At 59.7% G+C, this 15688-nt stretch carries 15 protein-coding genes; 7 read left to right on the top strand and 8 right to left on the bottom strand.

Annotated features, from left to right (window positions below; genetic code table 11):
- Positions 1-288 precede the first annotated feature (288 nt).
- The gene (locus KHU30_RS21025; protein WP_211444561.1) at positions 289-1158 is read left to right on the top strand and encodes an MBL fold metallo-hydrolase; all 870 of its coding nucleotides are present in this window, start codon (positions 289-291) and stop codon (positions 1156-1158) included.
- 26 nt (positions 1159-1184) lie between these two features.
- On the opposite strand, the gene KHU30_RS21020 is transcribed toward KHU30_RS21025, so the two are convergent.
- The 5 genes from KHU30_RS21020 to KHU30_RS21000 form a co-directional block, all read right to left on the bottom strand.
- The gene (locus tag KHU30_RS21020; protein ID WP_211444560.1) at positions 1185-1787 is read right to left on the bottom strand and encodes a DUF924 family protein; all 603 of its coding nucleotides are present in this window, start codon (positions 1785-1787) and stop codon (positions 1185-1187) included.
- Between the two features lie 52 nt (positions 1788-1839).
- The gene (locus KHU30_RS21015; RefSeq protein ID WP_211444559.1) at positions 1840-2070 is read right to left on the bottom strand and encodes an RNA-binding S4 domain-containing protein; all 231 of its coding nucleotides are present in this window, start codon (positions 2068-2070) and stop codon (positions 1840-1842) included.
- A 30-nt stretch (positions 2071-2100) separates the two neighbouring features.
- The gene (locus tag KHU30_RS21010) at positions 2101-2388 is read right to left on the bottom strand and encodes a hypothetical protein (protein ID WP_211444558.1); all 288 of its coding nucleotides are present in this window, start codon (positions 2386-2388) and stop codon (positions 2101-2103) included.
- A gap of 174 nt (positions 2389-2562) precedes the next feature.
- Positions 2563-3450 (bottom strand): KPN_02809 family neutral zinc metallopeptidase, encoded by an 888-nt coding sequence (gene ypfJ / locus KHU30_RS21005; protein ID WP_211444557.1) that lies wholly within the window; start codon positions 3448-3450, stop codon positions 2563-2565.
- Between the two features lie 113 nt (positions 3451-3563).
- Positions 3564-4682 (bottom strand): SDR family oxidoreductase, encoded by a 1119-nt coding sequence (locus KHU30_RS21000; protein WP_211444556.1) that lies wholly within the window; start codon positions 4680-4682, stop codon positions 3564-3566.
- A 515-nt stretch (positions 4683-5197) separates the two neighbouring features.
- On the opposite strand from KHU30_RS21000, the gene KHU30_RS20995 reads away from it, so the two are divergent.
- Positions 5198-7696, top strand: a complete 2499-nt coding sequence (locus KHU30_RS20995; RefSeq protein ID WP_211444555.1) for an acyl-CoA dehydrogenase — start codon at positions 5198-5200, stop codon at positions 7694-7696.
- A gap of 53 nt (positions 7697-7749) precedes the next feature.
- The gene (speG, locus tag KHU30_RS20990; protein ID WP_211444554.1) at positions 7750-8286 is read left to right on the top strand and encodes a spermidine N1-acetyltransferase; all 537 of its coding nucleotides are present in this window, start codon (positions 7750-7752) and stop codon (positions 8284-8286) included.
- Positions 8287-8461: 175 nt separating this feature from the next.
- On the opposite strand, the gene sbcB is transcribed toward speG, so the two are convergent.
- Complete coding sequence (gene sbcB, locus KHU30_RS20985) at positions 8462-9895, bottom strand: exodeoxyribonuclease I (RefSeq protein ID WP_211444553.1); 1434 nt, start codon at positions 9893-9895, stop codon at positions 8462-8464.
- A gap of 356 nt (positions 9896-10251) precedes the next feature.
- On the opposite strand from sbcB, the gene KHU30_RS25265 reads away from it, so the two are divergent.
- Positions 10252-10425 carry a DUF3563 family protein gene (locus KHU30_RS25265; protein ID WP_230411082.1) on the top strand — a complete coding sequence of 58 codons (174 nt, stop codon included), beginning with the start codon at positions 10252-10254 and terminating at the stop codon, positions 10423-10425.
- A 228-nt stretch (positions 10426-10653) separates the two neighbouring features.
- On the opposite strand, the gene KHU30_RS20975 is transcribed toward KHU30_RS25265, so the two are convergent.
- Positions 10654-10956 (bottom strand): antibiotic biosynthesis monooxygenase family protein, encoded by a 303-nt coding sequence (locus KHU30_RS20975; RefSeq protein ID WP_098493538.1) that lies wholly within the window; start codon positions 10954-10956, stop codon positions 10654-10656.
- A gap of 148 nt (positions 10957-11104) precedes the next feature.
- Between KHU30_RS20975 and KHU30_RS20970 the strand changes: the two genes are divergently transcribed.
- Together KHU30_RS20970 and KHU30_RS20965 are read left to right on the top strand one after the other, a co-directional pair.
- Positions 11105-11623: a DUF1269 domain-containing protein gene (locus KHU30_RS20970; protein WP_098493537.1), complete on the top strand. Its 519-nt coding sequence runs from the start codon at positions 11105-11107 to the stop codon at positions 11621-11623.
- A gap of 224 nt (positions 11624-11847) precedes the next feature.
- Complete coding sequence (locus KHU30_RS20965; RefSeq protein WP_211444552.1) at positions 11848-13143, top strand: solute carrier family 23 protein; 1296 nt, start codon at positions 11848-11850, stop codon at positions 13141-13143.
- A 72-nt stretch (positions 13144-13215) separates the two neighbouring features.
- Here the strand turns inward: KHU30_RS20965 and KHU30_RS20960 are convergent, their stop codons facing one another.
- A complete protein-coding gene (locus tag KHU30_RS20960) occupies positions 13216-14799 on the bottom strand; it encodes a BCCT family transporter (protein WP_211444551.1) in 1584 nt (527 codons plus the stop codon).
- Between the two features lie 270 nt (positions 14800-15069).
- Here KHU30_RS20960 and betI point away from each other — a divergent pair, with 270 nt between their 5' ends.
- On the top strand, positions 15070-15666 hold the full coding sequence (gene betI / locus KHU30_RS20955; RefSeq protein WP_211444746.1) for a transcriptional regulator BetI: 597 nt from the start codon (positions 15070-15072) through the stop codon (positions 15664-15666).
- The last annotated feature ends 22 nt before the right edge of the window (positions 15667-15688 follow it).

Below are 15688 nucleotides of genomic sequence, written 5' to 3'. Positions count from 1 at the left end.
ACCAGTATCGCCACAGGTCGCAAATGTTTAAGATGGCGGGACAAACGTGCACAGATGAACGACCGGGGCTAGACATGCTCTTCGGTTTACCAATGCGTTTAACAATTTGCGATCATTTTGCGACTGGTCGCGTTATATCGGATGCTTCAATGAAACGCTGTGTTAAATGTTAGATTGTCAGATTACTACTTATTTAATTGTTAATAATATAAAGGCGGATTAAGTATTTGTCAATGTTATATATTTTTATATATAGTTACCTATTGTTAAGTTTAAGGATGTGATTCGATGCCTAGTCCTCAGGTAGAAGTGATTTTTGATCAGAGTACCGCCACGTTTACTTATGTTGTGTACGAGAAGGCGGGCAGCGAATGCGCGATCGTCGATTCCGTGCTTGGTTACGATCCGGTGGCTGGCCATACCTCGACCGCGGCTGCCGATCGCGTGATTGAATTCGTGCGCGCCAAGAATCTGAAAGTGCAGTGGCTGCTGGAAACCCATGCCCACGCCGACCACATTTCCGCGGCGCCCTATCTGCGCCGGCAACTGGGCGGCGCCATCGCCATCGGCGACCAGATCCGGGTGGTGCAGGGGGTATTCAAGAAGGTCTTCAACCTGCAATCGGAATTCCTGCTGGACGGCGCCCAGTTCGATCGCCTGTTTGCGGCCGATGAGATTTTCCATATCGGCAATTTGCGCGCACAGGCGCTGCATGTGCCCGGCCATACGCCGGCCGACATGGCTTATCTGGTGGAGCAGGAGGTGGCGTTTGTCGGCGATACCTTGTTCATGCCGGATCTCGGTTCGGCGCGCTGCGATTTCCCCGGCGGCAGCGCCAGCAGCCTGTATCGCTCAGTCGGCAAGCTGTTGCAGCTGCCGCCGGCGACCCGGCTGTTCGTCTGCCACGACTATCCGCCGGAGGGGCGGGCGCCGGCCTGCGAGGCCACGGTCGCCGAGCAGCGTGCAAAGAATATCCACGTCAGGGACGGCATCAGCGAAAGCGAATTCATCGCCATGCGCACCAGGCGCGATGCCAGCCTGGGTTTGCCGACCCTGATGCTGCCCTCGATCCAGCTGAATATCTGTGCCGGGGTATTGCCGGCGCCGGAAGAGAACGGCGTCAGCTATCTGAAAATTCCCTTGAATATCGCCCTGTAAGGCGCCGAGCAGGCTGTTGCAGCCGGCTAGAAAGAGGATCCAGGCTGTTGCAGGAATGCCAGTTCCTGCGCAGTCGATGGCCGCTGCAGGATGCGGTTGCGATGCGGGAAGCGGCCGAAGCGGGCGATGATGTCGCGGTGCCGGACCGCAAACGAGAGGTAGCCGGCAAAGCATTCCTTATGACTGGCGGGGACTTGCTCGACCAGTGCGGCGGCAAGCGCCACCGCCTGCTCCTGGTCGGCCAGCAGTTCCGAATGGGTCAGCGGCAAATGCAGGAAACTGCGTTCGATCGGGCGCAAGGCGTCATAGAAGCCGGGCTGCAGGCCTAGCCGGCAAAAGCCGCGCGCCTGCTCATCGAAAGCAAACGAGCGCGGCGTCTCGCGGTACATATTGCGCGGGAACTGATCGTTCAGGATCACCAGCGCGAGTACGCCATGCGGTGTTGTTTCCCAGTCGGACAGCTGCTTGCTGTCAGCCGCCAGCAACACGCTTTCAAAGCGCTCTCTGATCTGCAGGTCGATGGCCGGGTTCTTGCTCCACCACAGGGCCGATTGCTGGCTGGCGACGGCTGCGTCATCCGGATTGTCGCCAAACCAGAATTGCCTGATCGTCAGAATATCTTCTGCCATTTCGTCTCCCCCTCGATACTTCGCGCTTGCTCGTCTTGCCGGGTTTTGTCGGTCAGTTTGCCGCGCGCCGCGGCAGCACGTAGATCAGAAGATCGCCGATGGTGACCTTTTGGCCAGCCACGATCTTGCAGGTCTTGCGCAGCTCGACCTTGCCATCGACCGACACCACGCCGCTGGCAACCAGCGCCTTGCCTGCGCCGCCGCTGTCGCAGACGCCGGTCAGCTTGAGCAATTGATTGAGTTCGACGTAATCGCTGTTGAGGCGTAATTCCAGTTGTTGCATAGTATTCCGATGATGGTGGGGATGAAAAAATTAAAGGCTGGCGCTCTTTTGCAGCGCCAGCTGCGCCTGATCGAGCCAGGCGCCCAGATGATCGAGCAGGTCTTGCTGGCTGTACGAACAGCTTTCTTCCGAGAACAGGCTTGCGGCTTCCAGCCGGCCGAGGAAATTTTCAGCCACCTCGGTAAAACGCGGCGGCAGCGCCGACAGCAGAGCAGTCTGCGCGCGCCAGGTCTGGGCCAGGGCGGTGATTCCCGGGGGAGTGCTTGGCTTCGCAGCGAGGGCGGTGCGCAGTAATTGAATGGTTTCTTGATGTGACATGCTTGATGAGTCGCGATGAATGTTTGAGGACGCGCTTGGCCTCAGGGCTTAGCGGCAGGTTCCGGCCAGCCCATCCGGCTTTGGCGGCTTGCCGCCCTGTCTTGAACGGTTGCATTGCGGAGCGCTTGCGCAAGCCCGGCAAGCTGCGCAGGCCGGCTTGCCATGTGTCGTCGATTAAAGCGTCTTTACTTCAAAGGTATTGCAGGATTTGACTTCGCCGCTGCTGACGCCTTGCTTGAACCAGCGCACCCGTTGCGCCGAGGTGCCATGGGTGAACGAGTCCGGCACGACGTAACCCTGTTCCTGTTTTTGCAGGGCATCGTCACCGATGGCGGTGGCCGCGTTCAGCGCGCCTTCGACATCGCCTTGTTCCAGGATGCTGCGCGCCTGGTTGGCATGGAAGGCCCAGACCCCAGCCAGGCAATCGGCTTGCAGCTCCAGCCGTACCGACATGGCGTTGGCCTGGGCCTTCGACATCTGCCGTTCGGCGCTGTTGACCTTGTCCATGATGCCCATCAGGTTCTGTACATGGTGGCCGACTTCGTGGGCGATCACGTAAGCCTGGGCGAATTCGCCCGACACGTGGAAGCGCTGCTGCATCAGCTGGTAGAAGCTGAGGTCGATATAGACCTTGCGGTCGCCCGGGCAGTAGAACGGTCCGGAGGCGGTCTGGCCGGTGCCGCACGCAGTCTGGGTGGCGCCCGAAAACAAGACCAGTTTTGGCGGCGGATAAGTCTTGCCGTTGGCGCGGAAAATCTGGGTCCAGACATCTTCGGTGTCGGCCAGCACGGTCCGCACGAATTTCTTCTTTTGATCTTCCGGCTGATTGTTGCGGTTGGGTGCGGGCGCTTGCTGCGATTGCGGCTGGCTGACCGGGCCGCCGCCGCTCAACAGGCTGAGGACGGTGCTAGGGCTGATGCCGAAAAAATACGAGGCGACCAGGGCAATCGCTATGGTGCCGAGGCCTATCGAGCGGCCGCCGAATCCGCCGCCGCCACCGCCGCCGTCATCGCCGCGACGGTCTTCGACGTTGTCACTTTCCCGATTGCCTTCCCATTTCATGGTCGTTACCCCTGTTGATTTTGTTGTCCGCGAGGAGCCAATTCTAACGGAAAGCGGCGCTGATTAGGGGCAAGCGATGAATGCAAAAGATATGTGCGGCCTGACGGCGAAGACTATTTAAAGTCCCATTTCATCTGTTCTGCTATCGGGATATGCCTTGCCGACTCGACGCACAGCGGGATGTAGTCGGTAAACAGCGGCGCCGGGCGGATGCCTTCTGCCAGCAGGTTGCTGTTGTCGAATACGTAATTCAGGCCGGCGAAGGCGCCATACAGCTTGAGCGCGCGCAGCAGCAGGCGGTCATTGCATTCCGGCACGCATTCGCGCATGCGCGGCAGCAGGGTGGCAATGGCGTCCGGCGTGATCTGCTTGTAGGTAGCGCCGATCGGTTCGATGCCGCGCGCCGCCGCTAGTGCCAGGTCGATCTCGCGGAACGAGACGCTGGAACCGGTGCCGGCCGAGATATGGAATACATTGTGCGTCAGGGTTTCCTTTTGCGCCAGGTCGATGATCGCTTGCGCGCACCAGTCCACCGGCACCACATCCACTTTTTCATCGAGGGCGGTGGTCAGCGCGCCCAGCAGCTGCCACACCATGAAGACCCAGAAAATGCTTTGCGAGGGTGCGCAGCCGAGCACAGTGTGGCCGACGATGATCGATGGCCGCACGTAGATCACCGGCAGGTCGGGATAGGTGTCGCGCAGTTTCTTTTCACCCATGGCCTTGGAGCGGGTATACGCCACCAGGTGTTCGTCGCCCAGCGGCAGGTCGATTCTTTCCTTGACCACGGCATTGATGCCGGCGCCTTCGCCGCAGGCCATGGCGGTGCCGATGTACATGAAGCGTTTCAGGGCAGGGCGCCGGTGCATCAGCTTGCCCAGCGCCAGCGTGCCGTCGACGTTGATTTTTTCCAGCGAGGGATGATTCGAGAAAGTTGCCAGCGCCGCCGAATGGACTACCACCGATACCTGGTCCAGGCGCGGATCGCCGGCGACGCTGTCGAGCTCCGACAAGTCCGAACAGAGGATTTGTTCGACGCCGATCTGTGCGATGTCGGCCGCGCTGGCGCCCAGCAATTGCAGGTTCTTGATCACCCGGGCGTGCGCTGCCTCAGGGGTGTCCGCGCGTGCCAGCAACAACAGATTTTTGCCTAGCCCACGGTGAATTGCCTCGACAGCGTTTGCGCCACCCAGAAAGCCGGTCGCGCCGGTCATCAAAATTAAATTATTCATTAAAGGCTAAATGCTCTTGTAACTGGTCTGATACGGTTTGGAGACTCGCCTGCGGGCGGGCTGGCTACGAGGTACACATAGGCAATATGGGCCGAGCGCTCAGGCTAGGAATTGGTTTTACTAGGTTTTCCCATAGCAATGCGTAACTATACGAAGGTCTAACGCGCGATTGTATAGTATGGTTGACAAATGGATACAAAGATTTACAAAGGGTTGCATGTTGCTGATTCCATATCTTTTTAATTGTTCCCTCAAGCGCTGCATAGAATAAGCTAACTTGTTGTTGTTTAACATTTAAATTTGCTGTCCGTGAACTTTTCGTGTCCAAAAAGTGACCAAAGGATAAAGAATTACCTTATTTCTTTAACTGGGCCATGGTTTTCCGGGCAATGCTTTTATGTGCCCATTATGTGCTCATCTACATTCAGTCACATTCTGTCTTCCTGATCGCGTCCGCCTGGCGGCGCGCATGTCAAGACTCGCCGCACGAACAACAGTCAAATTTGGGAGCAAGCATGTTCTATTGGATCGCAGCGCTGCTTATCGGCGCTTTGGCATTGATGCAGTTGCGCCTCGGCGCCTGGGTTTGGCTGGGCGCCATGCTGCTGTGGATAGCCGGCGGTTTCCGGCTGGCCGGCATCGGCGCGCTGGCGGCCATATTGCTGTTGCTGCTGCTGGCGATCCCGACCTTGATCGTAGCCATCCGGCCGCTGCGTTACCGTCTGTTGAGCGGGCCGGTGCTGCAGATGTTCCGGCGCATCCTGCCGCGCATGTCGCAGACCGAACGCGACGCCATCGAGGCCGGCACCACCTGGTGGGATGCCGAACTGTTTTCCGGCAAGCCGGCGTGGGACAAATTGCTGCAGCTGGCGCCGCCCGCGCTGACAGCGGAGGAGCAGGATTTTCTCGATCATGAAGTCGAGCAGCTGTGCGGCTTGGTCAGCGACTGGGACAGCACCGAAATATGGCAGGACCTGTCGCCGCAGGCCTGGCAATTCGTCAAGGACAAAGGTTTTCTCGGCATGATCATTCCGAAGCAGTACGGCGGCAAGGAGTTCTCCGCCTACATGCATTCGCAGGTGATCATGAAGCTGTCCTCGCACTGTTCCGCGGCGGCGATTTCTGTGATGGTGCCCAATTCGCTGGGGCCGGCCGAGCTGCTGCTGCAATATGGCACTGAGGCGCAAAAGGATTATTTCCTGCCGCGCCTTGCCGCCGGCGAGGAGATACCGTGCTTCGCGCTGACCAGCCCTTACGCCGGTTCCGATGCGGCCGCGATTCCGGACGTCGGCATCGTCTGCGTGGGCGAATACGACGGCCAGGAAATGCTGGGCTTCCGCCTTACCTGGGACAAGCGCTACATCACCCTGGGTCCGGTGGCGACCGTGCTGGGGCTGGCGTTCCAGGTGCAGGATCCGGATCATCTGCTGGCCGCGGGAGACAGTAGCGCGGCAGTCGATCTTGGCATCACCTGCGCCTTGATTCCCACCAGCCATCCCGGCGTTGTCACCGGCCGGCGCCACTGGCCGCTGAACGCGGTGTTCCAGAACGGCCCGACTTCCGGCAAGGACGTGTTCATTCCGCTGGACTGGGTGATCGGCGGCCGCGAACGGATCGGCAAGGGCTGGCGCATGCTGATGGAATGCCTGGCTGCCGGCCGCGCCATTTCCTTGCCGTCCTCCACAGTCGGTTTTTCCAAGCTGGCGGTGCGCGGCACCAGCGCTTACGCAGCGATGCGCCATCAGTTCAGGATCCCGATCGGCAAGTTCGAAGGCATCCATGAAATGCTGGCGCGCATGGGCGGCAACCTGTATCTGATGGACGCGGTGCGGCGGCTGTCGGCGCTGGCGGTGGATGCCGGTGAAAAGCCATCGGTGATTTCCGCGATCTCGAAATACCACGTCACCGAACGCGGCCGCATCCTGGTCAATGCCGGCATGGATGTATTGGGCGGCAAGGGCATCTGCATGGGGCCGAACAATTTCCTGGCGCGCAGCTACCAGCAGATGCCGATCGCCATCACGGTCGAGGGCGCCAACATCCTGACGCGTTGCCTGATCATCTTCGGCCAGGGGGCGATCCGCTGCCATCCTTATGTGCTGAAGGAAATGGCGGCGGCGGGCGAGGCCGACCAGAAAAAGGCGCTGGCCGATTTCGACCAGGCATTCTTCGGCCATATCGGTTTTGTCTTCGCCAATTTTTCGCGGACCCTGGTGGCCGGCCTGTCGGGCGGCAGTTTCCCGGCGGCGCCGAGCGCGGCGCCGGCCGAGCTGCGCCATTTTTACCGCGCAGTCAACCGCATGTCGGCCGCGTTCGCCCTGCTGAGCGACAAGTCGATGTTCGTTTTCGGCGGCTCGCTCAAGTTCCGCGAACGGATTTCCGGGCGCCTGGGCGATATCCTGTCGCAGCTCTATTTGGTTTCCAGCGTCCTCAAACGTTATGAGGACGATGGCCGTCCGCAGGAAGATCTGCCGTATGTGCACTGGGCGATCCAGGATGCCTTGCACCAGGCGCAGGAAGCTTATCTAGGCGTGCTCGACAATTTCCCGAACCGGCTGCTGGCGGTTTTGCTGCGGGCCATCGTGTTTCCTTTCGGCCGGCCTTACGACAAGCCCTCCGATGCGCTCGACAGCGCCGTGGCGAAAGCCATGCAAACCAACGGCGCCAGCCGCGACCGCCTGGTCGGAGGAATCTTCATGCCGAGCGCCGAACAATCGCCGCAAGCTTTTGGCGAACTGGCGTTCCAGCTGATTCCACAAGTGAATGCCATCGAAGCGCGGCTCAAGCTATCGTTCAAGGCCGGCAGCCTGGCGCCGATGCCGCAAAGCCTGATCGAAATGCCAGGCTGGATCGCGGCGGTGGCGGCCACTGGCGCGATCACCGAAGAAGAACAGCAGGTGCTGCAGGATTTTGCCCGTTATGGCGACATCAGCGTGCAGGTGGACGACTTCCCGCAAGACTTCAGCCGGCTTGAGTCGATGCAGGCAGGCAGCAATCATTCAAGCCATCGATAACGATAATATTTTCAACAAAAAACAAACAAACTAACAAACAAGAAAGACGTTTTATGACTACCCTCGTGCAACCGGGCCTTAAACTGCGCCCATTGGAACGCAACGATCTGCACTTTGTGCACCAGCTCGACAATAATAGCCACATCATGCGCTACTGGTTCGAAGAGCCGTACGAAGCCTATGTTGAGCTGACGCAGCTATATGACCAGCACGTACACGACCAGAGCGAGCGCCGCTTCATCCTTGAAAGCGATAACGGCGAGATGGTGGGACTGGTCGAACTGGTCGAGATCACCCATATCCACCGCCGCGCCGAATTCCAGATCATCGTGGCGCCGAGCGCCCAGGGCCGGGGCTATGCGGAACGCGCCACGCGGCTGGCGATCGAGTACGCCTTTTGCGTGCTCAACCTGTACAAGCTGTATCTGTATGTGGACAAGGAAAACCACAAGGCGATCCATATCTACCAGAAGTGCGGATTTGAGCTGGAAAGCGAATTGAAGAGCGAGTTTTTTATCAACGGCGTGTATCGCGATGCGATCCGCATGTGCATGTTCCAGCCCGAATACCTGGCCAAGCGCCCGCGCTGATGTTGTTTTGCCGATTTGCCGGCCAGGGCTTGAACGGATTCGCAAAAACATGACTCAATCTCGGCTTAGTACTTTCTAAGCAAGCGGGGCCAGGATGGTTTTCGTGCAGCTGATCGAAAACCATCCTGGCCCCGCTTGGTTGCTGTGGTCCTGGCGTGCGCCGCGGCCAGCGCGCTTATTCCCGCGCCGGCGCAATCATCTCGGCGTAGTCATACAGTGCGCCGAGGACTTCCTCGCCGCGCTCGTCCGCTGTCTCTGACAGCTTGTCGATCTCTTCAAACAGCATGTCGATCGTGCGCGCCTTGCCTTCGCCGTCGAACAGGCGCGCCGCGCGATGCTCTTCCCAGCGTTCCTGCTCCGCCGGGAGCAGGGTGTCGGGAAAATTGCGGGCGCGGTAGCGGAAGGTCAGTTCTTCCAGCCGCTGGTCGTCGAAACTGATATGCGCCGCCGCCAGTTTTTGCGGCGTCATGGCGCGCAGCTCGTTCAGCTTGCGCCTGTCGTTGTTGCCGACAAAGCCGCCGTACAAATCCTCGTCGACATCGCTTGCGCCTTCGTCCGGACGCTGGAACACCTGGCGCCACAAGCCGCTCAGATCGGGCGCCTGCGCCGCGATTTCCGCATGTTTCAGAGCCAGTGGAATATTGATGCCCCAATGCGCCGCCATGTCGCCCGACAGGGTTTGCAGCTTGTTGATCACCATCGGCGATTTATTCAGATGCACCGATTTCAAGGGCAGCCGCGTCACGCCTTCCGGCAGGTCGGCCGACTTGCTGAACAGGCGGGTGCGTACGGTGTCGGCATCGAGCGCAAACAGCTCGCTCGGATCGTAGGCCAGGTCCCAGGCCAGTATTTCATTCTTGTTGGTCGGATGCACGCCGAGCGGCCACATGACGGCTAGGCAGCCTTGCTCGGCCGGGAACATGCCGGAAATATGCAGGAAGGGACGCGGCGTCGGCAGGCCGATTTCGGCGCCGGCGCGGTCTTTCTTGTGCAGCGCCAGGCAGAAGTCGAACAGCTTCGGCTGGTGCTGCCGGATCAGGCGCGCCAGGGCGATTGTCGCCCGTACGTCGGACAGCGCGTCATGCGCCGCTTCGTGGCTGAGGCCGTTGGCCTTGGTCAGCAGTTCGAGGCGGAAACTGGGCCGTCCTTCGTCATTGATGGGCCACTGGATGCCGTCCGGCCGCAGCGCATAGGCGGTGCGCACCACATCCAGGATGTCCCAGCGGCCGCATTGGTTTTGCCATTCGCGCGCATAGGGATCGATCAGGTTGCGCCAGAACAGGAAGCGCGTGACTTCGTCGTCGAAGCGGATGGTGTTGTAGCCGACGCCGATGGTGCCGGGTTCGGAAAACGCCTTTTCAATCCGGGCGGCGAACTGGTGCTCTGGAATGCCATGCTGCAGGCAATGCTGCGGCGTGATGCCAGTGATCAGGCAAGACTGCGGATCCGGCAAGAAGTCATTTGCTGGTTGGCAATACAGCATGATCGGTTCGCCGATTTCGTTCAGCTCGGCGTCGGTGCGGATCGCCGCAAACTGGGCCGGGCGATCGCGGCGCGGCTGCACGCCGAAGGTTTCGTAGTCGTGCCAGAGGAAGGTGTGGTTAGACATCGGGGCTAGGCTGGTAAGGAAGGTGCTGCAGTTTACAGGCATCTTTCCATGCCTGTATAGCAGTTTTACAACACATCAAGACAAATCCCGGGAGTGCTCGGAAAACCGCATTTAGCCCCTTAAATTCACAAAACTGATAACTGCTATTGGCAATCGAAATTGGATAATTAATGGGGAAACGCTATTCTGGTTGTGCGACGCAACAATTGGCTTGCGGTGAACGCAAAACGAAAGAGGAATTCATCATGTCTACAATGACAATCAGCAACAGTTCTAGTATTGCCCGTCCAGCCCCAGCAGCTCGTCCTGCTGCCGTGAGCCGTCCAGCGGCGCCTGCTGTGCAAAGCGCCGGCTCCCTGAGCAAGGTCGCCGCATTCTTCAAGCGTCTCGGTACCGCCTACGAGCGTTCGGAAGCTGCGCGCAAGGAAGCCTATCTGGCAGAAGCCGTCGACCTGTACGACCTGGAATACCGCATGCAACGCCTGGACCGTGAAAGCGCCCAGACTGCAGCATGGATCAAGAGTTTCTAAGACTGCTTCATGGTCTGAAATCTTGTTTGGGCGGAATTGCCGGAGTTGCCGGCAATTGAAGGTCCGCAGCAGTTGTTTGCAGTAAGTAGTACAGTTTTAGCAGTAGTTTCAACATCTCGTAGTACATCGTCGCTGCGTAGCAGTCGGGCATCCCGCCGGCATTGGCCGTCTGAACGGGTTGCCCTGCTGCTCACACAGTGCACGTCTTCTTACTCCCCCGCCCTGCAATCAATGCGATTCTGTCAAGAGCGTAAAGTGCTCGACGGTTGGTGCGACGGCGAAAAACGGTCCTACCAGCGCCCGCCAGTCGGTAAATGCCGGCGATTCGCGGAAATCCACGGTGTGGTTTTCCAGGGTTTGCCAGAGGATGGTCAGGACATAGCGCTCCGGCGATTCAATTCCCTTGTGCACCTTGTAACCGGCAAAGCCCTTGGCCTTGCTGATGATTTGCTCGACTCCGCGCTGGATCGCGGCGTCGAATTCCTGTTGCTTGCCCGGCTGGATACGGATATCGGCTAATTCGAGGATCATGGGGTTTCCATCGTGATTGGTTAACTGAATGGCGATTGTCGCATTTTTCATTGTTTCGGGTTGTTCACGGCGCAAGGCGCCAATCAGACTTTGTGGATTCGACCTCGATTGACTATGCTGAAGGCATAACCAGTCATAGGAGACCATCATGTTGGGCAGACAAAGGCTTTACTTCATGTTGCCGGATGTTCCCAGTGCGCGCGGTATGCTGGACGAATTATTGCTGGCGCGGGTAGGGATCCGGCATATCCACTTCTGGGCGGCCGACGGCAAGTTGCCGGCCGATATGCCGGAAGCCAATGTGTTGCATAAGACCGATCTGGCCAACGGCGCGGAAGTCGGCTTGCTGGCCGGCGGCGTGATCGGCCTGCTGCTGGGCATGTGGCTGGTGTATTTCCCGCCCGAGTGGGTGCACCTGAACTGGCTGGCGCTGGTCGCGCTGACCCTGGCCGGCGCGGTGCTGGGCAGCTGGATGTCGGGCATGGCGGCGGCGGCCTTGCCGAATTCCCGCCTGAAAGCCTTCCATGCCGGCATCGAGGAAGGCAAGATCCTGCTGCTGGTGGACGTGCCGTTCAAGCGCGTGCCGGAAATCGAGGAGCTGCTTGAAAAACGCCATCCGGAAGCCTCCTTTGCCGGGGTTGAAAAGCATATTCCGGTTTTCCCGTAGCATCGTTGAACCGGCGATGAAAAAGCACCGAGCCGCCGGCCGGTGCTTTTTTTGTGTCCGTTGCGTCGATTTCTCCCGATTTTGTCCCGATCTCGATTGTTATTTCATGGCTGCCTTCGTACACTAGCCTCCGGTTAAAAACAAAATCAATCACACGATTCAGCCATCTTCCTGCGGTCCGCGGGCGGCAGGAAGATGGCTGATCGGCATACAGGGAGGAACACATGGCAGGATCTTATTTTCCCACGTGGCGTTTGCGCGCCGGCACGGCGGACGGGCAGGGCCAGGTCATCGCCGCCGACGAGCGCCTGCCTTGGCCGCAGACTTTTGCGATGGGCGTGCAGCACGTGGTGGCGATGTTCGGTTCGACCGTGCTGGCGCCGCTGCTGATGGGTTTCGATCCGAACCTGGCGATTTTCATGTCAGGCATCGGCACCTTGCTGTTCTTCGTGCTGGTGGGCGGCCGTGTACCAAGCTACCTCGGTTCCAGTTTTTCCTTCATCGGCCTGGTGATCGCCGTCAGCGCGTATGGCGGACACGGCTTGAACGCCAATCTCGGCGTGGCGCTGGGCGGCATCATTGCCTGCGGCGTGCTGTATGCGCTGATCGGCTTGCTGGTGATGGCGATCGGCACGCGCTGGATCGAAACCCTGATGCCGCCGGTGGTCACCGGCGCCGTGGTGGCGGTGATCGGTCTGAACCTGGCGCCGATCGCGGTCAAGGGCGTCAGCGGCAACAATTTCGATGCCTGGATGGCCCTCGGCACGGTGCTGTGCGTCGGCGTGGTCGCCGTATTTGCGCGCGGCATGCTGCAGCGCCTGCTGATCCTGGTCGGCCTGATGCTGGCTTATGTCGTCTATGCCGTGCTGACCAACGGCGCCGGCCTTGGCAAGCCGATCGACTTTGCGATTGTCGCCAACGCCGCCTGGTTCGGCATCCCGCATTTCTCGGCGCCGGTATTCAAGGCCGACGCCATGGCCTTGCTGGCGCCTATCGCCATCATCCTGGTGGCGGAAAATCTCGGCCATATCAAGGCGGTGGCCGCCATGACAGGGCAGAACCTGGACAAATACATGGGCCGCGCCTTCGTCGGCGACGGCCTGGCGACCATCGTCTCAGGCAGCGTCGGCGGCACCGGCGTTACCACTTATGCGGAAAACATCGGTGTGATGGCGGTCACCAAAATCTATTCGACGCTGGTGTTCGTGGTGGCGGCCTGCCTGGCGATCATCCTGGGCTTCTCGCCGAAATTCGGCGCCGTGATCCAGACCATTCCCGGTGCGGTGCTGGGCGGCGTCTCGATCGTGGTGTTTGGCCTGATCGCGGTGTCGGGCGCGCGGATCTGGGTGGAGAACAAGGTGGATTTTTCCGATAACCGCAACCTGATCGTGGCGGCCGTGACGCTGGTGCTGGGCGCCGGCGACTTTACCCTGAAGCTGGGCCAGTTCTCGCTGGGCGGCATCGGCACCGCGACTTTTGGGGCGATCATCTTGCACGCTCTGTTGCGGAAGAAGTCCTGAGACGGAAGTCCGGTTTGATTCGCTTGAAAAAAAGCTGCGCATTGCGCAGCTTTTTTTTCGGCCGGATTTTGGCTATGTTTGCCTGAATGTCTTTGCCATGGCTTTGGGAGCAACCACGGGTTTGAATTCCATCCGCAAGCTCTTCAGCAGGCACACCATATACAGCACCAGAACCAGAGAAAACGGCAGGGAAGCAAGCACGATGGTGGTCTGGATGGAGCTGATGTTATCCGCGAACATCAGGCCGGCGGTCACCGCCATGATCAGCGCCGACCAGAATATGCGCAGCCAGTGCGGTGCATCGCCTTCGCCGCCATTGCTGCTGTCGCGGATCGACAAATTGGCCAGCATCACGGCGCCGGAATCGGCCGGCGTCAGGAACAGCACGAAGCCGACGAAGATCGCCACGCCTGACATGGCCGTGCCGAACGGGTAGTGGGCCAGCAATTTGTACATGGTCATGGCCGGCTGTTGCAGCGCGCTCTGGCTCAGTTCGGTGGCGCCGTGGTTGATCAGCAGGTCAAGCGCGCTGTTGCCGAACACGGACAGCCACACCAGCGTGAACGCCAGCGGCAGCAGCAGCACGCCGGTCACCACTTCGCGGATGGTGCGGCCGCGCGAGATGCGAGCAATGAACAGGCCGACGAATGGCGCCCAGGAAATCCACCAGGCCCAGTAGAACAGGGTCCATTTTCCGAGCCAGTCGCTGGGGCGGTCGTAGGCGTACAGGTCGAAAGTCTTGCCGACGACATTGCTGAGGTAGTCGCCCAGGTTCTGGATCAGGGCGTTCAACAGGTGCAGGGTCGGGCCCATGGCCAAGGCGAAGATCAGCAGGCTGGCAAACAGCACCACGTTCAGATTCGACAGGCGGCGTATCCCTGTCTCGATCCCGGAGACGGCGGCCAGCGTGGCGACGATCGTCATCACGATGATGACCGCCAGCAGCGTGCCATGGCCGTTTTGCAGGCCGAACAGGTGTTCCAGGCCGGCGCTGATCTGCAGCGAGCCGATGCCGAGGTTGCTGACCAGGCCCAGCACCGTCACCACGATGCCGAAGCAATCCACCGCATGGCCGGCGACGCCATGCACGCGTTCGCCCAGCAAGGGATACAGGGCGGAGCGCAAAGCCAGTGGTTGCTGGTGGCGATACGCAAAATATCCCAGCGCCACCGCGATCAGCGCGTAGATGGCCCAGCCGTGCAGGCCCCAGTGGAGGAAGGTCAGCGTCATCGCCTGGCCGGCGGCTGCCGGTGTCGCCGCTGCCCCCTGCGGCGGATGCAGGTAATGCGTAATAGGCTCCGAAGCGCCGAAATAGAGCAGCGAAATCCCGATCCCCGAAGAAAACAGCATGCCGGCCCAGGCGCCGTAACTGAAAGCCGGCTGCTCATCGTCCGCGCCCAGTTTTATCTTGCCGTAAGGCGAGGCCGCCAGCCAGACGATGAAGCCGAGGTAGGCGGCCACTATCAGCATGTAGTACCAGCCGAAACTGCTGGCCAGCATGACCTGGGCTTGCGACAGCCAGGTGGTCGAGGCCTGAGGGAAAGCGATGATGACGATGGTGAAGGCGATGATCAGCAGCGCCGATGAAAAGAATACCGGGCGGTTGAGCCCGATCTTGGCCGGCAGGCTGCCGGCGATGATGGTCGCCGCGCTCATTGGGTTTGCCCGCGGCGTGCCGGCATGGCCGATTGGTGTCTCGTGTTTGCCTGTTGTTGCATTTGAATAAACCTCATTCCGATTCTGTTGCCGGGTATGGATATTGTTGTCGAAAGAAAAATATGATGTTGTCACTGACATCACGATGAGAGCCTAATCTTAAATTGATTGAACGTCCAATCAATTTAAATTATACTGATTTCATGCAGCGGATTGGCGGACCGCTTTCCGCGAACGCAATGGGAGAGTGAGTTGAGGAAAAGAAACGAGATGCTGCCGCTGCGCCGCAAGCAGCTGATCCAGGCAACGCTGGAAGTGATCGACCGGGCCGGCCTGGCGGACGCCACCATTGCCCTGATCGCCCGCCAGGCAGGACTGTCGACCGGCATCATCAGCCACTATTTCGGCGACAAAAGCGGTCTGCTGGAAGCCACCATGCGCCAGATCCTGCACGATTTAAGCGCCGATACCCGGCGCCGCCGCAACGAACTCAGCACCGACAGCGCCGCCGCGCACCTGCGCGCCATCGTCGACGCCAATTTCAACGACAGCCAGGTGAGCGGTCCCGTGATGAAAACCTGGCTGGCGTTCTGGTCTTCCAGCATGCACCAGGAATCGCTGCGCCGGCTGCAGCACGTCAACGACCAGCGCCTGCGCTCCAACCTGTGCTGCCAATTTCAGCGCGAACTGCCGCTGCTGCAGGCACGCCAGGCTGCGCGCGGGCTGGCCGCCATGATCGACGGACTATGGCTGCGCGGATCCTTGTCCGGCAAGGCTTTCGATGCCGATGCGGCCCGGCAGATGGCCTATGAATATCTGGACTACCAATTGGCAAAGAAGAGCGGCGCAGCCACTGCAGCGGCCTGATCTTTGACCTATCTGACAGCAA

The sequence above is a fragment of the Collimonas humicola genome (assembly GCF_018304945.1).
GTDB classification, from domain to species: domain Bacteria; phylum Pseudomonadota; class Gammaproteobacteria; order Burkholderiales; family Burkholderiaceae_D; genus Collimonas; species Collimonas humicola.
This window is presented reverse-complemented; position numbering and strand designations above follow the sequence as displayed.